The organism is Actinoallomurus rhizosphaericola, from assembly GCF_024055675.1.
Taxonomy (GTDB): Bacteria; Actinomycetota; Actinomycetes; order Streptosporangiales; family Streptosporangiaceae; genus Actinoallomurus; species Actinoallomurus soli.
Genome location: NZ_JAMXMW010000008.1, coordinates 1 through 18,739, shown reverse-complemented (window position 1 = coordinate 18,739; position 18,739 = coordinate 1). Strand labels below are relative to the sequence as shown.

The following is an 18,739-nucleotide window of genomic DNA, read 5'->3' as shown; positions in this document are numbered from 1 at the left end:
CGGTGGCTCGGAGCGCGACACAGTGCGCTGCAGGTCCGGAGGAGATCGACGTGCCGGCGGCGGACGAGGATCACCGCGTCAGGAACCGACCCCGGCCGGCTCGCCGCGCTCGGCGGCGTCGGCCTCCAGCTCACGTACGAGGGGCAGCACCCGCGCGCCGAAGTACTCGACGTCCTCCAGGTAGTGCAGGAAGCCCAGGAGAAAGAGGTTCACGCCCAGGCGCTTGTACGCGACGATGCGCTCGGCGATCTGCTCGGGCGTTCCGATCAGCCCGGTGCGGAATCCGTCGTTGTACTGGACCAGGTCGGCGAACTCCGAGTCCTCCCACATGCCCTTGCCGTCCGACGTGGATCGTCCGGCCTGCTTCACCGCCGCGCCGAAGCCCTTGACCGCCTCTTTGTCGGCCTTGGCGACGATCTCCCGGAGCACCTCCCGCGCCTCGGACTCCGTGTCGCGCGCGATCATGAAGCCGTTCAGGCCGAACCTCACCCGCCGGCCGTGCAGCGCCGCCTCGGCGTTCACGTCCGCGATCTGCTCGGCCACGCCGTCGAAGTCCCGGCCGTTGCTGAAGTACCAGTCCGAGACCCGGCCGGCCATGGCGCGGGCACTGGTGGAGTTGCCGCCCTGGAAGATCTCCGGGTGCGGGCGCCCCGGCACTTCGACGGGTTTGGGCCGCAGGTCGAAGTCGTGCAGGCGGTAGAAGTCCCCGTTGAACTCGGCGTGCTCGGAGGTCCAGATCTCGCGCAGCACCCGGATGAACTCCTCACTGCGGCGGTATCCCTCGTCGTGCTCCAGCCACGGCTCGCCGAGCTTGGTGAACTCGTCCTTGAACCAGCCGCTGACGACGTTGACCGCGGCCCGACCGCCGGAGAGCTGGTCCGCCGACGCGATGAACTTGGCCAGCACGCCCGGATGCCACAGACCCGGATGGATCGCGGCGATCACCTTGAGCCGCTCGGTGGCCAGCAGCAGGGCGAGGCTGAACCCGGTCGACTCGTGCTGATAGGCCGCGCCGTAGGACGCGATGTAACGGACCTGGCTCAGGGCGTACTCGAAGCCGTTGTTCTCGGCGAGGATCGCGAGCCGCCGGTTGTAGTCGTAGCCCCAGTCGGTCCGCTGCTCGATCTTGCTGACGACCAGGCCGCCGCTGACGTTCGGCACCCAGTAGGCGAACTTCATGGGCTCGGCATTGCCGATATTTCCTACTGACATAGTCAAGATTTTGCTGCCTGCCCCGACGCCGGTCAATGTGACTTGAAGGCAAGCTCGGCGTAACCGTGCTCGACCGGCACCGGACAGCGCGCCGTCGCCGACCGGGATCCGCCCGGGTTGGCCGGGTTCGGTCGCTCCTGACCCGAGAGCCTGACGTGATCGTTACCGGTCTCTAGACTCCGGCCACGTGTACGCCGCTCCCCAGCCTCCCCCGTACCCTGTCGCGCCGCTGCCAGAGGGCTTCCCGGCCGAGAACGCCGCTCCACCGGTACGGCGGTTGGCCGCCTGGGCCGTCGACACGCTGCTGCTGTGGGGCGCCGCCGTCCTGCTCGCCGTCGTGACGTGGGGCCGGCTGCACGGCCAGTTGGTGGACGACCTGCCGTTCAAGGCGGTGTCCGCGGCCGGCGGCCTGCTGGTGTCCGGCGGCGACGTCCACAAGGCCGCCGCCGACTTCGGCACCGGGCTGTGGGACACGTTCGCCTCCGACGTCGAACAGGCGCTCGTCCTGCTCGTCGTGATCCAGCTGCTCTACCAGTTCGCCCTGAACGCCTGGCTCGGCCGCACGCTCGGCAAGGCGGCGGCGGACCTCCGCGTCCGGACGGTCGCCGGCGACGGCAGCAGGCCCGGCATGGCGAGCGCCTTCCGCCGTGCCCTCGTCACCACCGCGGGGGGGACCGGCCTTTACTGCCTCGCCTGGATCCTCCTCCTGGAGGGCCTGTTCCTGTTCGCGCTGGCAGCCTGGCTGCTCGCCGTCGCGGTCTTCGTCGCGACCGGCCTCCCCGCGTTGTTCGGCGGCCGCCGTACGCTCGCCGACCTGCTCGCCGGAACCACCGTCGTCCGTGCCCATACGTACCAGCGCGTCGCGGCGACCGCCCGGCAGGGCGCAGCACTGGCCAGGGACGGCGCCCAGGCGGCGGGCCAGGCCGCCCGGGACGCGGCGCGCGAGCAGGCCGCTCGCCTCGCGCAGACCGACGCCCTGCGGCGCGCCCTGGACTCCCAGCGCGCCCACCAGGCGCGGGATATGGGCAGGCGGCTGGGCGGCCGGCTCAGGAACACCTACCGGGAGCGCTCGGCCGGGGAGGCACCGCCGTTCCCGGCCCCTGGCGCTCCGGCCCTGCCACCGCCGCGACCGCGCTACGACCCGCTCCTGGGTTCGTACGACGGGCAGTCGCCGCAGGCCCGGTACGTCCCTCCGCCGGCGCCGCCTCCGGCTCCGGAGAACCGGTCCCCCACGGACGACCACTGACCCGAGGCGCCTCCGAGGTGGGCGAGCCCTGACACCACCGGTCTACCGAAGTGCCGGCACGGGGCGTTGGTCCGGGCCGATGCCGCTCTTCGTCGGCCCTCGCGTTGGAGGGCCGACGAAGGTGGCGGGCTCAGCGGGAGACATTCCAAGACCTGAAAGGCCGGCGGACGCCGGTCGATGGCCCGTTGGTGGATCAGCGCAACCCGCCGGAGGCGAAGATGACCTCGCCGGTGATCCAGGCGGCGTCTTGGGAGGCGAGGTAGGCGACCACAGGGCCGATGTCATCGGGGCGCCCGAGGCGGCCGAGCGGTCAGCGGCATAGTTGACCGCCACGGCGGCGCCGGCAGCGGCGAGGGCGGTCGAGAGACGGTCGATACCGGCAAGCCGGTGTCCAGCCAGAACTTCCTCGTCGCCGATTGCCCGGTCCGGCCGATCTATGACGACATCACCAGTCGCTGGGCCACCATGGTGCTGACCACGCTGATGACCCGGCCGCACCGCTTCTCGGAGCTGGCCGCCCGCGTCGGAGGCATCAGCGAGAAGATGCTCTCCCAGACCCTGCGCCGTCTCACCCGTGACGGGCTCGTCCGCCGCATCGTGACCCCCACGGTGCCGATCCAGGTCACCTACGAGCTGACCGCCCTGGGAACGGATCTGACACCGCGCCTCAAGGACCTCGTCATCTGGGTCGAACAGCACACCGACACGATCCAGGCGGCCCAGGCGGCCCAGGCCGCCTACGACGCCGACACCCCGATCCCGCCCGCCGTGGCGAACCGACGCTGACGCCGTTCACGCCGACGACGGGCGGGGCTCAGCGGGCGGACAGGCCGAGGTGGCGGGCGATGAGCATGCGCTGGACCTCGGAGGTGCCCTCGCCGACCTCGAGGATCTTGGCGTCGCGGTAGAACCGGCCGACCGGGTACTCGTTCATGAAGCCGTACCCGCCGAAGACCTGCGTGGCGTCGCGCGCGTTGTCCATGGCGGCGTTGGAGGCGACCAGCTTGGCGATCGCCGCCTCCTTCTTGAACGGCTCGCCGGCGAGCATCTTCGCCGCCGCCGCGTAGTAGGCGAGCCGGGCCGTGTGCGCCCGGGTCTCCATGTCCGCGACCTTGAACTGGATCGCCTGGTACTCCCCGATCGCGCGGCCGAACGCCTGGCGCTCGCGCACGTACTTCAGGCACTCGTCGACGCAGCCCTGCGCGAGCCCGACCGACAGCGCGGCGATGGCGATGCGGCCCTCGTCGAGGATGCGCAGGAACTGGGCGTAGCCCCGGCCGCGCTCGCCGACGAGGTTCGCCTCCGGGACGCGGACGTCGTCGAAGGACAGCTCACGGGTGTCGGAGGCGGACCAGCCGACCTTGGAGTACTTCTTCCCGGCGGTGAACCCCGGCGTGCCCGACGGCACGAGGATCGTGGAGATCTCGCCGTCGCCGGTCAGCGCCGCGACCGTGACGGCCGCGGTGACGTCGGTGCCCGCGTTGGTGATGAACGCCTTGGACCCGTTGATCACCCAGTGCCCGTCCTCGAGCCGCGCGGTGGTGCGCATGCCGCCGGGCACGTCGGTGCCGCCGCCGGGCTCGGTCAGCCCGAACGCCGCGAGCCGCTCGCCCGAGCACAGGCGCGGCAGCCACTCGCGCCTCTGCTCCTCGGTCCCGAACCGGAAGATCGGCATCGCACCGAGGGAGACGCCGGCCTCCAGCGTGATCGCGACCGAGGAGTCGACGCGGGCGAGCTCCTCCAGGGCGATGCACAGGGCGAAGTAGTCGCCGCCCATCCCGCCGTACTCCTCGGGGAAGGGCAGCCCGAACAGGCCCATCTTCCCCATCCGGGCGACGATCTCGTACGGGAATGCCTCCCGCTCGTAGTAGTCGCCGATGACCGGCGCCACCTCGTCCCGGGCGAACGTCTCGACGGTACGGCGCAGGGCCTCGTACTCCTCGTCGAGGGTGAATCCGATCATTGGTCGCTCCCTTGTTCTCGGGACAGGGCCTGGACGACGCGGGACGGGCTGGGGCGTCCGAGGCGTTCGGCCATCCAGAGGCTCGTCTCGGCGAGGCGGCGTACGTCGACGCCGGTCTCGATGCCCAGGCCGTCGAGCATCCACACGAGGTCCTCGGTGGCCAGGTTCCCCGTCGCGCTCTTGGCGTACGGGCAGCCGCCCAGGCCGCCCGCCGAGGCGTCGACGGTGGTGACGCCGCAGCGGAGCGCGGCCAGGGTGTTGGCGAGCGCCTGCCCGTAGGTGTCGTGGAAATGCACGGCGAGCCGGCCGGTGTCGACGCCGGACTCGGCCAGCGCGCCGATGAGGGCGGTGACGTGCCCCGGCGTCCCGACGCCGATCGTGTCGCCCAGGGACAGCTCGGTGCAGCCGAGGTCGAGCAGGCGCGTGGCGACCGCGACGACCTGCCCGATCGGCACGTCGCCCTCCCACGGGTCGCCGAAGCACATGGAGACGTAGGCGCGCACGTCCAGGCCGTTCGCCCGCGCCCGCTCGACGACGGGCGCGAACATCTCCACCGACTCGTCGATCGTCCGGTTGAGGTTGCGCCGGGCGAACGTCTCGGTCGCGCTGCCGAAGATCGCGATCTCGGTGACGCCGGCGTCGAGGGCGCGGTCGAGGCCGCGCTCGTTGGGCACCAGCACGGGGTAGCGGACGCCCTCCGCGCGCTCCAGCCCGCCGAGCAGCCCTGCGGCGTCGGCGAGCTGCGGCACCCACTTCGGGTGGACGAAGCTCGTCGCCTCGATCACCCGCAGCCCGGCGCCGGCGATGCGGGTGATGAACTCGCGCTTCACCTCGACCGGCACGATCGCCGATTCGTTCTGCAGGCCGTCGCGGGCCCCGACCTCGTAGACCGTGACCCGGGAGGGCAGCCCGTCGAGTGGCACGCGCATCATGAGTCTCCCTTCGGCGTGACGACGGCGAGGACCTCGTCCAGGGCGACCTGCGCGCCAGGCTGGACGGTCAGCCCGCTCACCACGCCGTCGACCGGCGCTGTCACCGTGTGCTCCATCTTCATCGCCTCGACGATCACCAGCGGCTGGCCGGCGACGACCTCGTCCCCGTCGGCCGCCTTGACGGCCGCGACCGTGCCGGGCATCGGGCTGCGCACGGCGCCGGCTCCGGCGGTGGTCTCGGCGGCCCGCGCGGCGAGCGGCTCGGCCTCCTTCAGCGACCAGACGCGCCCGTCCCGGCCGAGCCAGCACACGTCCCCGTCGCGGGCGCAGGTGAAGCGGGTACGGTCCCCCGCGTACTCGACGAGCAGGGTCACGCCGTCGCGGCGGGCCGTGGCCCGTACAGGATCGCCGCCGTCGACCGACACCTCCGCGTCGGCGGCGCGGCCACGGACCCGCACCTCGTGCCCGGCGATGCGCCAGGTCGTCCAGGCGGGCTCGCCGAGACGCCAGCCGTCCGGGACCTCCCAGGGGCCGGGGTCCGGCGTCTCCAGCGCGAGCATGCGCTCCAGCGCGGCGGCGGCGAGGACGTCACCGGGGATCTCGCCGTCCGCGGGGCCGGCGGGGCGGCGCTCGACCAGGCCGGTGTCGAGCCGGCCGGCGACCACGTCCGGGTCGGTCAGCAGCGACCGCAGGAACGCGATGTTCGTCCCGACCCCGAGCAGCGTGTACGAGGCCAGCGCCTGATCCAGTCGGCGCAGCGCGCTCGCGCGGTCCGGCCCCCGGGCGATCACCTTTGCCAGCATCGGGTCGTACGAGCCGCCGACGATGGCGCCCTCGTGCAGTCCCGAGTCGACCCGGAGGTCGAGGCCGTACGGCTCGTGCAGCAGCAGCACCCGGCCGCCGGTGGGCAGGAAGCCCCGCGCGGGGTCCTCGGCGTACACCCGCGCCTCGACCGCGTGCCCGTCGAACGCCACGGCGTCCTGGCCGAACGGCAGCGGCTCCCCCGCCGCGACCCGCAGCTGCAACTCGACCAGGTCCAGGCCCGGCCGGCCGTCGATCACGACCGCGCCCTCGGTCACCGGGTGCTCGACCTGCAGCCGGGTGTTCATCTCCATGAAGAAGTACTCGTCCGGGCGGTCGGCGGAGACGATGTACTCGACCGTGCCCGCGCCGACGTAGCCCACGGAGCGCGCGGCGGCGACGGCGCTCGCGCCCATGGCGGCCCGGATCCGCTCGCCGTCCGGGCCGGTGCCGAGCAGCGGCGACGGCGCCTCTTCGACGATCTTCTGGTGGCGGCGCTGTAGGCTGCACTCGCGCTCGCCGAGGTGGACGACGTTCCCGTGCGCGTCGGCGAAGACCTGGATCTCGATGTGCCGGGGCTGGTCGATGTAGCGCTCGACGAGGAGCGTGTCGTCGCCGAACGCGCCGCGCGCCTCCCGCCGGGCCGCCGCGATCGCGTCCCGCAGCTCCGCCGGATCCGCGACCCGGCGCATGCCCTTGCCGCCGCCGCCCGCCGACGGCTTGAGCAGCACCGTCGCGCCGTCGCGCAGCCCGACCTCCAGGGCCGCGGCGGCCAGCTCCTCGTCGCTCAGGCCCGCCTCGTCGCGGCCCGGCACGACGGGGACGCCGGCGGCGGCGACCGTGCGCTTGGCCCGGATCTTGTCGCCCATGGCGGTGATCGCGTCCGGCGGCGGGCCGACGAAGACGATCCCGGCGTCGGCGCACGCGCGGGCGAGCTCGGGGTTCTCGGCCAGGAAGCCGTACCCGGGATGGACGGCCTCGGCGCCCGCCCGCACGGCGGCGCCGACGACATCGCCGACGTCGAGGTAGCTCGACACGCGGAGGGCGGAGTCGGCCTCCCGTACGTGGCGGGCGTCCGCGTCGGCGTCGGTGTAGGCCACGACGGACCGGATGCCGAGCCGGCGCAGCGTCCGGATGATCCGGCAGGCGATCTCGCCGCGATTGGCGATCAGGACGGAATCGAACATGGTCACATCCGGAAGATGCCGTAGCCGACGGGTTCGAGCGGGGCGTTCGCGCAGGCGGCGAGGGCCAGGCCGAGCACCCGGCGGGTGTCGAGGGGGTCGATCACGCCGTCGTCCCAGAGGCGCGCCGTCGAGTAGTACGGGCTGCCCTGCCGCTCGTACTGTTCCCGGATCGGCTTCTTGAACTCCTCTTCCTCCGCGGCGGGCCACTCGTCGCCGAGCTGGTCGCGGCGTACGGTGGCCAGCACCGACGCGGCCTGCTCGCCGCCCATGACCGAGATCCGGGCGTTCGGCCACATCCACAGGAAACGCGGCGAATAGGCGCGGCCGCACATCGCGTAGTTGCCCGCGCCGAACGACCCGCCGATGATCACGGTCAGCTTCGGCACCCGCGCGCACGCGACGGCGGTGACCATCTTGGCGCCGTGCTTGGCGATGCCCCCGGCCTCGTACTCACGGCCGACCATGAACCCGGTGATGTTCTGCAGGAACACCAGCGGGATCGAACGCCGGTCGCACAGCTCGATGAAGTGCGCGCCCTTGAGCGCCGACTCGCTGAAAAGGATGCCGTTGTTGGCCACGATCCCGACGGGCTGCCCGTGGATGTGGGCGAAGCCGGTGACGAGCGTCGGCCCGTACCGCTCCTTGAACTCGTGGAACCGGCTGCCGTCCACGATCCGCGCGATGACCTCGCGCACGTCGTACGGCGTGCGGGGGTCGGGCGGGACGATGCCGCGCAGCTCTCCGGGGTCGAAGGCGGGCTCCTCCGCCGGGACCGTCGGCCACGGCGCGGGGCCCGGCGGCTCCAGCGTCGAGACGATCGACCGGACGATGCGCAGCGCGTGCGCGTCGTCGTCGGCGAGGTGGTCGACGACGCCCGAGACGCGCGAGTGCACGTCTCCGCCGCCCAGGTCCTCGGCGCTGACGACCTCCCCGGTCGCGGCCTTCACCAGCGGCGGGCCGCCGAGGAAGATGGTGCCCTGCTCCCGGACGATGACGGTCTCGTCGCTCATCGCCGGGACGTACGCGCCGCCGGCCGTGCAGGACCCGAGCACGGCGGCGATCTGCGGGATGCCCTTCTGGGACATCGTCGCCTGGTTGTAGAAGATCCGGCCGAAGTGCTCGCGGTCGGGGAACACCTCGTCCTGCTTGGGCAGGAACGCTCCCCCGGAGTCGACGAGGTAGACGCACGGCAGCCGGTTGTGCAGCGCGACCTCCTGGGCGCGCAGGTGCTTCTTCACCGTCATCGGGTAGTACGTGCCGCCCTTGACGGTGGCGTCGTTGGCGGCGATGACGCACTCGCGCCCGGACACCCGCCCGACGCCGGCGATGATGCCCGCCGCGGGGGCCTCGTCGTCGTACATGCCGGTGGCCGCCAGCGGGGACAGCTCCAGGAAGGGCGAGCCCGGGTCGAGCAGCGCGTCCACCCGGTCCCGGGGCAGCAGCTTCCCCCGCGCGACGTGCCGCTTGCGGGCGCGCTCGGAGCCGCCCTGGGCCGCGCGGGCCAGGCGCTCGCGCAGCTCGGTGGCGAGCGCCTGGTTCTCCTCGGCGTTGCGCTGGAATGCCGCACCGCGCACGTCCACGCGGCTCACCAGCCGCGGAGCCTCCGCCACAGTCCCCTCCTGTTAACGATCGTTAACAAGTCCGATGTTAATCAACATTAACAGCGACCGTCTAGACTCGTGGCATGGCAGAGGTCAGCGCTCCCCCGACCCGCCGGCTGGAGATCCTGTCCGCGGCGGCGGAGCTGTTCGCCCGGCGCGGCTACCACGGCGTGTCCATCGGTGACCTCGGCCGCGCGGTCGGCCTCACCGGCCCGGCGCTGTACCGGCACTTCCGTGGCAAGGAGGCCCTGCTCGCCGAGATGCTCCTCGACATCAGCGAGCGCCTGCTGACCGAGGGCCGCCGCCGCGTGGCCGCCGCCGGCACCCCGGACGTGGCCCTGGACGCCCTGCTCCGCTGGCACATCGACTTCGCCCTGGACAACCCGGCCCTCATCACCGTTCACGTCCGCGAGCTGGGCAACGTGCCGCAGCCGGAGCGCCGCGAGATCCGCCGCCTGCAGCGTTCCTACGCCGAGGAGTGGGTGCGGGTGCTCCGCCTCATGCACCCCGGCGCGGCCGAGGACCGCGCCCGCGCCGCGACGCACGCGGCGTTCGGCCTCCTCAACTCCACCCCGCACAGCACCGGCGAACTCGACCGCGCCACGATGGCCCGCCTCCTGCACGCCATGGCCTCCGACGCCCTCACCGGCGCCTTCCGTTCCTGATTAGGGATTTCCGTTTAGGCGAATTCGTGGCCGCCTTAATCAGGCCAGGGAACCCGTCACCCCGTGGGCACGTCGTATGAAGGGAATGCCACGGAGGTGACCGGATGACCGACGGTTACAAAGTGAACTTCGACGCTCTCGCCGAGGCGGCCACGGGCGTCAATGGAACGATCCTCGCGCTGCAGAACAACAAGGTCAGCGACATCGACGGGAAGAAGGCCGACTACGGCGACGACGACCTCGGCAAGATGATCGCCGACTTCTGCGATCGCTGGGAGATCGGCGTCGAGCACCTGATCAAGGACTCGAAGGAGGTCGCGAACCGCCTCGCGCTGTCCGCACTGGCGTACGCCAAGGCCGAGAAGACGAGCGTCGCCCGCCTGCACGGCCTCCTGCAGAGCCGCACCGGCTCGGATCCGGCGGCCGGCCAATGGTGAAGCAACTCGGCGACACCGACGACCCCAAGGAGCTCGTCCCGGGGAACGCCGAGGCGATCGTCGTGGTCGCGGGCAAGATGTACGGCTACGCCGAGCTGCTCAACGAGGCCGGGGACGGCCTGACCCGCATCGACACCGCCGACGGCTGGACGGGGCCCGCGGGCGACGCGTTCCGCAAGCGGTTCCACGGTCACCCGCAGAAGTGGTCAGAGGCCGGCGAGTGCTTCACCGGCGCGGCGAAGGCTCTCGACGACTACGTCCCGACGCTGGTCTGGGCCCAGGGCCAGGCGGGCGTGGCGATCCAGCAGTGGAACCAGGGGGACCACGACACGGCCAAGGCCACCTTGGAGAGCGCACGCGGCCAGCTCCACAAGGCGGCGGGCACCGCGGCCGCGGCCGTCAAGAAGTTACGCGACAAGGCGCCGCACAAACCCGGCTTCTGGTCCAAGGTCGGCAACTTCTTCGAGGGACTCGGCAAGGACGCCGAGAAGCTCGGTGAGACCGCCCTCAACGACCTCGCGTCGTTCGGGAACGCGATGCTGCACCATCCCCTCGACGACCTCGGCCTGATCGGCGGAACGGCCCTCGCCGGGATCAGCGCGTTCGGCGACGGGGCCGGTCTGGTCCTCGACGTGACCGGAGTGGGCGCGATCGCCGGGGTGCCGATCAACGCCATCTCGACGGCCGGTGTCCTCGCCGGCGGCACCCTCATGATGGCCTCCGCCGGCGACCTGGCGAGCCACGCCTCCGGCGACGACAAGGTGGAGCCCTTCGACACCAGCAGCGGCGAGGGAACGGCGAGCGCCCCGGACCCGCAGTACACCGAGGGGACGCCGGAGTGGCAGAACCGGATCGACACCCTGTCCAAGGACCCGGCCAAGAACGGCGCGTCCAATCCCGCCTCCCAGCGCGAGGCAACGGTCGCGCTCAAGGCCGAGGGTTCCGGCGATCTTCCCGGGCCGGTGAGCCGGACTCCGCTCGGGCCGAACGGCGAGGACATGGGCGACATCACCGACGGCACCGGCCAGCGGTGGGACGTCAAGAGCTCACCCGACATCCGGCCCAGTTACCGCCCGAACCCCGGGCAGCCCATCTCCAGCCCGCAATCGGACCAGCAATTCACCGACATGATCGATAAAGAGCTGAACAACGGCCAGAACGTGCTGCTCGATCCGGACGGAATGACGCCCGCGCGTCTCGCCCGTCTTCAACAGATCGTCGCCAACAATCCGTCCTGGCAGGGAAGGGTAGTGTGGGGCCAGTGACCATGACGTACGGTCGTACGCGCGGCGACGTGATCCGCTGGCCCGACGATTCCGCCGCGCGTCAGGCGCTCGAGACCTACCTCGCGGCACTGCCCGCCGACTCCCAGGACGTCCTGTCGGTGCTCGACGCCGAAGGGCTCGACTTCACCGGCGCGGACCTGTCCGCGCTCGACCTCACCCAGGCCGAGCTCAGCGAGGCGACCCTGGGCGGCGTCCGCCTCGTCGGCACGAATCTGTCCGGCGCCTGGCTGGTCTCCGCGGACCTGCGGAGAGCCGATCTCTCCCACGCCGACCTCCGCAAGGCGCTGGCGCGCGGGTGCGACGCCCGGGGTGCCGTGTTCGTCGGAGCCGACCTGCAGCGCGCGGAGCTCGAAGGCGCCGACCTGCGCGGCGCCGACCTCCGCAAGGTCCGGTTCGGCAGGGCACTGCTGTCCGACGCGGACCTACGCGGCGCCGACCTGCGAGAATGCTCGTTCGGCCTGGACGGAGAGTCGACCGGCCTGGCCAGGGCGAGGTTCGGCCAGTGCGCCGTCGAGGGTGCCACCGGAGGAGTCTCCGGCCCGATCGACGTCGGCACCGACGAACCGCACCTCATCGACGGCGAAGACCTGACCCACTGGTTCACCGCCCACGGTGCCCCCGACGTCCAGGTACGCCCCTGATACTCCGGCCGCACTTGGTGATCTCGGTCTGATCGGAGGCCGGACGTGAGGCGGCCACCGCTGTGATCAGATGGCCGCCACCGCGGTGGTCTGTGGTGGATTCAGGTTCGAGCGGTCCCCTCACGGGCGAAGTTCGATTCCGCCGCTTCCAGCCGCGGTACCGAGATGCCCAACCGCCGTGCCTCTGCCAGGGTGTCCCGGCAGATCTCACGCGGCTCCTCGGCCGCGGGGTCGGAGTGCGCGGCAAAATTCACGCGTACCGGCGCGACATGAGCAGTCAGCCAGGCGAGCGCGGGTGCCGTCAGCCAGGTGGGCGCACGGAACAGCAGCACGCTGCCCCGGTGACGTCGCAGGTCAAGGCCGCGCGCCTCAAGGAGCGGCAGCAACTCGCGGCCGGCCAGCAGCCCCTCGCGCAGGTCGCCCGTTGCGCCGGCCAGCTGGGACAGGGAACCCAGTCGCAGGCCCTGCGAGTGCAGGCCGGCATCCGACACGAAATGGACCCACAGCCAGCCGCGGAAGTCGGGCTGCTCCTTGAGTCGGAGCCCGGCCTCGCGAAACGCCTGGCGCACGGCCCGCTCCCGGTCGGTCGGGGGCCGGCCGAGGGTGCCGAAGATGACCGACGGCAGCAGCATCCCCCGGAGCACGCCGTCCGCGCCGAAACCGCCACCGGCCTGGGGAAAGCCCCAGGCGATCTGATCGACAGGGAGTGCGCCGATCGCGACGAGCGGCTCGGTCCAGATGTTGCCGAAGACCAACACTGTGGCCTGGCCGACACGCGGGGTCAGGAAGGCCGCCGCCTCCGCGAGGCGGTGGTGCGGCACGCTGAGCACGATCAGGTCGAAGTCGTGGTCCGGCTCCAGCGCCTCGCGGTAACGCACCGGCCACTTCTCGACGACGCGCTGCCCCCACACCCGGCGCCGCACATCGATCAGATCGAGGTCCACCGCGTCCCCGTACGTCGCGGCGCGGCCTGGCCGGACGTAGAACTCGACGTCATGTCCCGCCTGTTGCAGGGCCCAGCCGTAGACGGTGGCGATCACGCCGCGGCCGAACATCAGGATCTTCAAGCTGCACCTCATGGGGTACGATCGATCTGGAGATCATCTCCACTTTCAAAATATGGAGGTCATCTCCATTTGTCAACGCGAGGTAGCGCATGACTGCCGACAAGCCGCTGCGGGCCGACGCCCAGCGCAAGCGCGAGGCCCTGCTCGCCACCGCCCGGGAGGTATTCGACGCCGGCGACTTCTTCGACCTGCGCTTCGATGACTTCGCCCGCCTGGCCGGTGTGGGCACCGGCACGCTGTACCGCCACTTCCCCACCCGGGAGGCGCTGGCCGAGGCGGTCTACCGCGGGGAGATCGCCGCACTGTGCGACCGCGCCCGCCGGCTACAGGCCACGCTGCCCGCGGAGGAGGCTTTGGCGACCTTCCTACGCGGCATGGTCGACCACATTCACGCCCACCGGGGCCTCGCCCGGACGCTGGCCACGCTCATGGCCGACCGGTCGGGTGCCCTCGCCGAGGGCAGCCGGGCACTGGAGCAGGCTGTCACCGACCTGGTGGCCGCCGCCGTGCGGGATGGCGCCGTTCGCGACGACGTGGGCGCCGGCGCCGTCATGATGGCGCTGCACGGCATCGGTGCGGCCCATGACCGCCCCGGTTGGCGGGCCGAGGCCGACGGTATCGTCACCCTCCTGCTGGACGGGTTGCGCCGCCCGCACTCAGCCCAGGCGGCCACAGGGTCGTCGCCCGCTATGACCAGGTGCGACACGAGGTCACATGCCGCGAGTGAAGGATCCGGTTAGTACTTCAGCCGCAGGCGGCGGATCTCGTTGACGGTGAGCGGGATCAGCTCAACGGGTTCGATGCCGTCTGCGCTGTCGCGATGTGATCGTCCCCATTGGTCGGGCCCCCGGTGCGCCGAGGCCTTGGTGGTCCTCGCCCGGCGCGCCGAATCCACGCCAGTCATAGAACCGGCGGCCCTTGGCGCCCTCTCCGCAGGAGTACCGCATGGTTCCAACACACCGACCTGATCACAGCGGTGGCCGCCTCACGTCCGGGCCTCGATCAGACCGAGATCACCGAGTGCGGCTGGAGTACTAACCGGCCCTCTCCTCGACAACAGCGACCTCGACGCACTGGCCCCCACCGCTGCCGCTATAGGACGACGTTCGCCAGGTCAGGTCTCCCACTGTGACATCGCCTTCTCTATGAGCTGAATAGAGTCGTTAGGCGGCAGCGCCACCTCCCGAATATCTTCCCAGATCTTGGCGATTTCGACTACTGCCGACCGCTCCTCAAGGATCCGGCCGATGAGAGCATCCTCCAAATTGACGAGGTCTACCCCATCAAGCCGCGCGATCATAAAAGACGGAGCGACGTAGTAGTCAGTCCCCATAGGCACGATCTTGACGACGATGTTGTCTCGTGTCGCCAAGTCGAGCATCCGCGCTAGTTGATCGACCATCAGCTGGGCTCCGCCCACCAGGCGACGTAACGCGTACTCGTCGATGACGAAGATGCACATCGGCGGGTTGCCGTCGTCGAGAACCGCCTGCCGTTCCAGCCTGCGTCGCACACGTTCGTCGATGTCCATCGACGAGTGCCGATTGTGGCGTAGAACTGCTCGAATGTAGTCAGGCGTCTGAAGCAGACCCGGAATCACCGATGGGTCGTAGCTTTGGAGGAGGTTCGCCTGCGCTTCCGCCTGCCGCCACCGATCCGCCCACTCAGAGGGGATTTCGCGCGTCACCCACTTCTCGAAGTAGCGGGCGAGGTAGCCGTTCGTGTGCAGTGCCTCGTCGCAGCGCTTTACGTCGTCGAGGTGCGGTGTGCGGCGGCCGTTGATCCACTGGCTCACCGTCGAGGGCGCGACGTGCAGCGCCTCGGCGAATCGTTTGCCGGTGAGGCCGGCCGCCTCGCAGGCGTAGGCCAGCTCCTTACCCCACGCGTCGAGTGCCGTCTCTCGTTTCGGTGCCATTGGGGGTTCACATCCTCGTGTGAATGGCTATCAGGACTTCACGCACAAGCGACGGCGGGTTCGCACTTCCCAGCATATCCCTTTGCGGCCACGCTGGGTAGCGCCACCAACACGCTAGGAGATCAGTCGATGCGGCCGTACACGAGTGAAGAGATGAGCGCATTCGCGAAGTGGCTCACGCAGGCATGCCAGGAGGCCGGACTGACCGCGGAGCAGTACGGGACGAGGGTCCGAATTCTTGCGCAATGCCACTTTCTCACCGAAGAAGTCGAATGCCGCCCTGACACCGACGGGAACCTCCGCTTCTGGTGGTCCTGGGGCAAACCGATCGCCGACCGGCACGACCACACGCGCCTTCTCACCGCGGACGAGGTCGACGACCTCGTGGTCGCCATCCGGCACGTCGTCACGATTCCGGTCCGGCGGCGGCCGTGACCGAATCGCAGGAGGTCACGGACCCGGTCGCCCGGGCGGCACTGGAGTCGGTGCGGGCCTTCAACGCCGCCATCGACCGGCTCGGGCTCCCCGCCATGACGGCGGCGTGCGAGCTCACGCAGCTCGATCGGCTTGTCCGAAAATACCCGGAAGCTGCCCGTAAAAGCCTCCAGCTGCTTGAGCAGGAGAAACGGTCGCGCACCCAAGCCTCGGCTCCCTGATTAATTCCGGTCGGTGTTCGAGTGACGCCCGTGCGAAACGTTCGGTTAACAAGGAAATCAGGGACGGTGGTCTATGGCGCGCTTTCGGGTGCCGTGTGATCATGGCAGTCGCCATCCGGTGATTCCGCAATTCTTGCCCTGGACAACGGAGCACTCCATGAAAAGCCTTGCGCAGCATTCCGATTTGCTGATCGCGACTGTGATGGCCGACATCGCGATTGTCCTGGTGGTAGGGGCGATCCTCGGTCGCCTGGTCCGGCATCTGAGACAGCCACCGGTCATCGGCGAGATCATCGCCGGTATCGCGCTCGGCCCCAGCCTGCTCGGGCTGCTCCCGGGCAACCCCACCGCCCACATCTTCCCGACCGAGGCGCGGCCGTACCTCTCGGCGATCGCGCAGGTCGGGCTCCTGATCTTCATGTTCGGCATCGGCTGGGAGTTCGACAAACGGCTGCTGAAGGGGCGTCGCAGCGCGGCCGGGGCGGTGTCGATCAGCTCGATCGCGCTCGCCTTCGCTCTCGGTATCGCCCTGGCGACGCTGCTGTACTCCCACCATCGGACCGTCAAGGGCCACCACACGTCGTTCACGGCGTTCGCGCTGTTCATGGGTGCGGCGATGTCCATCACGGCGTTCCCCGTGCTCGCCCGGATGCTGACCGAGCACCGCATGATGGGAACACGCGTGGGTGCTCTCGCACTGGCCAGCGCGGCGATCGACGACGTGCTCGCCTGGTGCCTCCTCGCGCTGACCGCCGCGATCGTCACCGCCAACGGCGCCGCCGGGCACATGGTGCAGATCGGCATCCTGTCGGCGGTCTACGTAGCGGCCATGGCGCTGCTCGTACGCCCGCTGCTGGCCTACCTGACGCGCACGTGGGTCACCGACCGGGTGCCCCCGCTGTACGTCATCATGCTGGTGACCGGGATCTTCCTGTCGTCCTACGCCACGACGTGGATCGGCATCCACGCCATCTTCGGCGCCTTCGCGTTCGGCGTCATCATGCCGCGCGAGCCGTTCGAGGTCCTCATCGAAGGAGTGAAGCGGCCGTTCGACGGGATCAGCATGGTGCTGCTCCCGGTCTTCTTCATCGTGACGGGCCTGAACGTCGATGTCAGCGCCCTCTCCGGCCGCAGCGTCATCGAACTGGCCGCGATCGTCCTCGTCGCCTGCGTCGGCAAGATGGTGGGCGCGACGGTCCCCGGAAAACTCACCGGAATGTCGTGGCGGGAGGCCGGCACCCTCGGCCTGCTGATGAACACGCGCGGCCTGACCGAGCTGATCATCCTCAACGTCGGCGTCAGCCTCGGCGTCCTCGACGGTCAGATGTTCACGATGATGGTCCTGATGGCGCTGGTCACGACGGCCCTGGCGGGCCCCCTGCTGCCGAACGCCCCCGCGTCACCGGACGAACTCGCCCACCGCCGCTCCGCGCGATCGGCCGAGTCACAGGCGGCATAGGGCCGCCGGGGATCCTCTCGTGCGGGAGGCCGCCGAACGGACTCCCGCACGAGGGGCCGCGCTCACAGCCCGGAGCCGCCCGTGGCGTCCACGACCCGTCCGGTCACCCAGCGCGCGTCGTCGGAGGCCAGGAAGGCCACGACGTCGGCGATGTCCTCGGGCCGTCCGACCCGGCCGAGGGCGGCCAGGGACGCCGCGTACGCTTCGGCCTCCGGGTCACCGCGAAGCCAGGAGGCGTTGACGTCGGTGTCGACGATCCCCGGAGCCACCGAGTTCACCGTGATGCCACGCGGGCCGAGCTCCTTGGCGAGGTTGAGGGTGAAGGTGTCCAGCGCGCCCTTCGTGGAGCCATAGGCGATGATCTCCGGCATGGCGATGGTGGCCGCGCCGCTGGAGATGTTAATGATCCGGCCGCCGTCGCGCAGGCGGGTCAGCCCCTGTTGAACGATGAAGAACGGCGCGCGCACGTTCACGGCGAACACCTCGTCGAACTCGTCCTCGGTCAGCGCGGCCAGCGGCGCGCTGCGCCCGATGCCGGCGTTGTTGACGATGATGTCCAGCCTCCCCTCGGGCGCGTGATCTGCACCCGCGGCGTCGAAGGCGGCCCACAGGCGAGCCGCGTCGCCGTGCCGTCCCAGCTCCGCGCGCAGCGCGAAGGCCCTGCCCCCGTCCTTCCGGACGCGCTCGACGGTCTCACTCGCCGCCGCCTCGTCGCGGGCGTAGGCGACGGCGACCGCCGCGCCGTCACGCGCGAGTCGTTCCGCGATGGCCCGCCCGATGCCCCGGCTCCCGCCGGTCACCAGCGCGACCCTGCCTTCCAGCGCCCCTGTTCCCATGACCACGTACGCCCCTATTTTTGAGGGATCACTCAACAAAAGGGGACCCTAGCATGTTTGTTGAGTGATCCTTCTAAAATGACGGCGTGAGCGAAGCAGGCGCGAAGCGCGGACGGCCGCCGGCGTTCGACCGGACGAGGGCCCTCGCGGCCGCCACCCGGTTGTTCTGGGAGCACGGCTACGAGGCCACCTCCATCGGCGAGCTGACCAAGGCGATGGACATACGGCCCGGGAGCCTGTACGTGGCGTTCGGCGACAAGAAGGGCCTGTTCAAAGAGGTGGTGCGGGCCTACGGGCGCTCTCCCGCCGGCGCGTTCGTGGGCGTCGCGCTGAAGGAGGAGCCCACGGCCCGGGAGGCGTTCCGCCGTATCCTGCGCGAGGCCGCGGCCGTCTACCCCGACCCCTCCCACCCGGCCGGCTGCCTGACCATCAGCGCCGCGACCAACGTCACCGTCCAGGACGCGGAGGTGGCGACCTTCCTGCGTGACCTGCGCAACACGAACCTGGCCGCGTTCGAGACCCGCCTGCGGACCGCCCAGAGAGAAGGCGAACTGCCCGCCACGGCCGATCCGCGCGCCCTCGCCGCGTACTTCGCGGCGGTCATCCAGGGCATGTCACAACGCGCCCGTGATGGCGCCACGGCGGCCGAGCTCGCCGAGACCGCCGAGCTGGCCCTGGCGGCCTGGCCCGAGGAACACGATTGATCGCCGTGCGCCCCGGACGGGAGGAGCGGGCTCACTTCTCCGTACGGCTTTCGTGGGAGACGCCGACTTCCGTGGACCACGTCGACTGGCTCGCGGAAGTCCGGCGGTGGACCGACGAAGTGGCGGCGAGA

20 protein-coding genes and 1 pseudogene are annotated in these 18,739 nt (G+C 70.6%); 11 read left to right on the top strand and 10 right to left on the bottom strand.

Annotated features, from left to right (window positions below):
• Nucleotides 1-78 precede the first annotated feature (78 nt).
• Nucleotides 79-1,212 carry a dimethylsulfone monooxygenase SfnG gene (gene sfnG, locus NE234_RS19055; RefSeq protein ID WP_252781756.1) on the bottom strand — a complete coding sequence of 378 codons (1,134 nt, stop codon included), beginning with the start codon at nt 1,210-1,212 and terminating at the stop codon, nt 79-81.
• Between the two features lie 187 nt (nt 1,213-1,399).
• Between sfnG and NE234_RS19050 the strand changes: the two genes are divergently transcribed.
• Nucleotides 1,400-2,458 carry an RDD family protein gene (locus tag NE234_RS19050; protein WP_252781754.1) on the top strand — a complete coding sequence of 353 codons (1,059 nt, stop codon included), beginning with the start codon at nt 1,400-1,402 and terminating at the stop codon, nt 2,456-2,458.
• Between the two features lie 193 nt (nt 2,459-2,651).
• Here the strand turns inward: NE234_RS19050 and NE234_RS19045 are convergent.
• Nucleotides 2,652-2,756: pseudogene (locus NE234_RS19045) on the bottom strand (SDR family oxidoreductase); the annotation flags it as partial.
• Between the two features lie 89 nt (nt 2,757-2,845).
• Here NE234_RS19045 and NE234_RS19040 point away from each other — a divergent pair.
• Nucleotides 2,846-3,244, top strand: a complete 399-nt coding sequence (locus tag NE234_RS19040; protein WP_252781752.1) for a winged helix-turn-helix transcriptional regulator — start codon at nt 2,846-2,848, stop codon at nt 3,242-3,244.
• A 28-nt stretch (nt 3,245-3,272) separates the two neighbouring features.
• Here the strand turns inward: NE234_RS19040 and NE234_RS19035 are convergent, their stop codons facing one another.
• The 4 genes from NE234_RS19035 to NE234_RS19020 are packed head-to-tail and all read right to left on the bottom strand — an operon-like array spanning nt 3,273 to nt 8,951.
• Complete coding sequence (locus tag NE234_RS19035; RefSeq protein WP_252781751.1) at nt 3,273-4,421, bottom strand: acyl-CoA dehydrogenase family protein; 1,149 nt, start codon at nt 4,419-4,421, stop codon at nt 3,273-3,275.
• Nucleotides 4,418-5,353 carry a hydroxymethylglutaryl-CoA lyase gene (locus NE234_RS19030; RefSeq protein ID WP_406567026.1) on the bottom strand — a complete coding sequence of 312 codons (936 nt, stop codon included), beginning with the start codon at nt 5,351-5,353 and terminating at the stop codon, nt 4,418-4,420. The genes NE234_RS19035 and NE234_RS19030 overlap by 4 nt, the downstream gene beginning before the upstream one ends.
• A complete protein-coding gene (locus tag NE234_RS19025) occupies nt 5,350-7,341 on the bottom strand; it encodes an ATP-binding protein (RefSeq protein WP_252781749.1) in 1,992 nt (663 codons plus the stop codon). The genes NE234_RS19030 and NE234_RS19025 overlap by 4 nt, the downstream gene beginning before the upstream one ends.
• 2 nt (nt 7,342-7,343) lie before the next feature.
• Complete coding sequence (locus NE234_RS19020; protein WP_454923399.1) at nt 7,344-8,951, bottom strand: carboxyl transferase domain-containing protein; 1,608 nt, start codon at nt 8,949-8,951, stop codon at nt 7,344-7,346.
• Between the two features lie 74 nt (nt 8,952-9,025).
• Between NE234_RS19020 and NE234_RS19015 the strand changes: the two genes are divergently transcribed.
• From NE234_RS19015 to NE234_RS19000, 4 genes are all read left to right on the top strand, one after another.
• Nucleotides 9,026-9,607: an SACE_7040 family transcriptional regulator gene (locus tag NE234_RS19015; protein WP_252781747.1), complete on the top strand. Its 582-nt coding sequence runs from the start codon at nt 9,026-9,028 to the stop codon at nt 9,605-9,607.
• Between the two features lie 104 nt (nt 9,608-9,711).
• Complete coding sequence (locus tag NE234_RS19010) at nt 9,712-10,044, top strand: hypothetical protein (RefSeq protein WP_252781745.1); 333 nt, start codon at nt 9,712-9,714, stop codon at nt 10,042-10,044.
• Nucleotides 10,038-11,309, top strand: coding sequence for a putative T7SS-secreted protein (locus tag NE234_RS19005; RefSeq protein WP_252781743.1), 1,272 nt, complete (start codon nt 10,038-10,040; stop codon nt 11,307-11,309). The genes NE234_RS19010 and NE234_RS19005 overlap by 7 nt, the downstream gene beginning before the upstream one ends.
• Nucleotides 11,310-11,311: 2 nt before the next feature.
• The gene (locus tag NE234_RS19000; RefSeq protein ID WP_252782080.1) at nt 11,312-11,971 is read left to right on the top strand and encodes a pentapeptide repeat-containing protein; all 660 of its coding nucleotides are present in this window, start codon (nt 11,312-11,314) and stop codon (nt 11,969-11,971) included.
• Nucleotides 11,972-12,072: 101 nt separating this feature from the next.
• Here the strand turns inward: NE234_RS19000 and NE234_RS18995 are convergent, their stop codons facing one another.
• Entirely contained in the window at nt 12,073-13,038 is a 966-nt protein-coding gene (locus NE234_RS18995) for a ketopantoate reductase family protein (protein WP_252781742.1), read from the bottom strand.
• A gap of 89 nt (nt 13,039-13,127) precedes the next feature.
• Here NE234_RS18995 and NE234_RS18990 point away from each other — a divergent pair, with 89 nt between their 5' ends.
• On the top strand, nt 13,128-13,778 hold the full coding sequence (locus NE234_RS18990; protein ID WP_252781739.1) for a TetR/AcrR family transcriptional regulator: 651 nt from the start codon (nt 13,128-13,130) through the stop codon (nt 13,776-13,778).
• Nucleotides 13,779-14,072: 294 nt separating this feature from the next.
• Here the strand turns inward: NE234_RS18990 and NE234_RS45960 are convergent, their stop codons facing one another.
• Both NE234_RS45960 and NE234_RS18985 read right to left on the bottom strand, forming a co-directional pair.
• Complete coding sequence (locus NE234_RS45960; protein WP_406567025.1) at nt 14,073-14,165, bottom strand: DUF397 domain-containing protein; 93 nt, start codon at nt 14,163-14,165, stop codon at nt 14,073-14,075.
• On the bottom strand, nt 14,153-14,953 hold the full coding sequence (locus NE234_RS18985; RefSeq protein WP_252781737.1) for a helix-turn-helix domain-containing protein: 801 nt from the start codon (nt 14,951-14,953) through the stop codon (nt 14,153-14,155). Before NE234_RS18985 ends, NE234_RS45960 begins: the two co-directional genes overlap by 13 nt.
• A gap of 153 nt (nt 14,954-15,106) precedes the next feature.
• On the opposite strand from NE234_RS18985, the gene NE234_RS18980 reads away from it, so the two are divergent.
• The 3 genes from NE234_RS18980 to NE234_RS18970 all read left to right on the top strand — a co-directional run bounded on the left by NE234_RS18980 (nt 15,107) and on the right by NE234_RS18970 (nt 17,068).
• Nucleotides 15,107-15,388: a hypothetical protein gene (locus tag NE234_RS18980; protein ID WP_252781735.1), complete on the top strand. Its 282-nt coding sequence runs from the start codon at nt 15,107-15,109 to the stop codon at nt 15,386-15,388.
• Nucleotides 15,385-15,609 (top strand): hypothetical protein, encoded by a 225-nt coding sequence (locus NE234_RS18975; protein WP_252781733.1) that lies wholly within the window; start codon nt 15,385-15,387, stop codon nt 15,607-15,609. The genes NE234_RS18980 and NE234_RS18975 overlap by 4 nt, the downstream gene beginning before the upstream one ends.
• Nucleotides 15,610-15,793: 184 nt before the next feature.
• On the top strand, nt 15,794-17,068 hold the full coding sequence (locus NE234_RS18970) for a cation:proton antiporter domain-containing protein (protein ID WP_252781731.1): 1,275 nt from the start codon (nt 15,794-15,796) through the stop codon (nt 17,066-17,068).
• A 62-nt stretch (nt 17,069-17,130) separates the two neighbouring features.
• Here the strand turns inward: NE234_RS18970 and NE234_RS18965 are convergent, their stop codons facing one another.
• Nucleotides 17,131-17,940 (bottom strand): glucose 1-dehydrogenase, encoded by an 810-nt coding sequence (locus NE234_RS18965; protein ID WP_305886708.1) that lies wholly within the window; start codon nt 17,938-17,940, stop codon nt 17,131-17,133.
• A 50-nt stretch (nt 17,941-17,990) separates the two neighbouring features.
• On the opposite strand from NE234_RS18965, the gene NE234_RS18960 reads away from it, so the two are divergent.
• On the top strand, nt 17,991-18,608 hold the full coding sequence (locus tag NE234_RS18960) for a TetR/AcrR family transcriptional regulator (RefSeq protein ID WP_252781730.1): 618 nt from the start codon (nt 17,991-17,993) through the stop codon (nt 18,606-18,608).
• Nucleotides 18,609-18,739 lie beyond the last annotated feature (131 nt).

Excerpts from the sequence above, each read along its gene's own strand:
- NE234_RS19005 (WP_252781743.1), top strand. The coding sequence starts at position 10,038 with ATGGTGAAGCAACTCGGCGACACCGACGACCCCAAGGAGCTCGTCCCG.
- NE234_RS19000 (WP_252782080.1), top strand. The coding sequence starts at position 11,312 with ATGACGTACGGTCGTACGCGCGGCGACGTGATCCGCTGGCCCGACGAT.
- NE234_RS19015 (WP_252781747.1), top strand. The coding sequence starts at position 9,026 with ATGGCAGAGGTCAGCGCTCCCCCGACCCGCCGGCTGGAGATCCTGTCC.
- NE234_RS18985 (WP_252781737.1), bottom strand. The coding sequence starts at position 14,953 with ATGGCACCGAAACGAGAGACGGCACTCGACGCGTGGGGTAAGGAGCTG.
- NE234_RS19035 (WP_252781751.1), bottom strand. The coding sequence starts at position 4,421 with ATGATCGGATTCACCCTCGACGAGGAGTACGAGGCCCTGCGCCGTACC.
- NE234_RS18990 (WP_252781739.1), top strand. The coding sequence starts at position 13,128 with ATGACTGCCGACAAGCCGCTGCGGGCCGACGCCCAGCGCAAGCGCGAG.
- NE234_RS19010 (WP_252781745.1), top strand. The coding sequence starts at position 9,712 with ATGACCGACGGTTACAAAGTGAACTTCGACGCTCTCGCCGAGGCGGCC.
- NE234_RS19025 (WP_252781749.1), bottom strand. The coding sequence starts at position 7,341 with ATGTTCGATTCCGTCCTGATCGCCAATCGCGGCGAGATCGCCTGCCGG.
- NE234_RS18980 (WP_252781735.1), top strand. The coding sequence starts at position 15,107 with ATGAGCGCATTCGCGAAGTGGCTCACGCAGGCATGCCAGGAGGCCGGA.
- NE234_RS19030 (WP_406567026.1), bottom strand. The coding sequence starts at position 5,353 with ATGATGCGCGTGCCACTCGACGGGCTGCCCTCCCGGGTCACGGTCTAC.
- sfnG (WP_252781756.1), bottom strand. The coding sequence starts at position 1,212 with ATGTCAGTAGGAAATATCGGCAATGCCGAGCCCATGAAGTTCGCCTAC.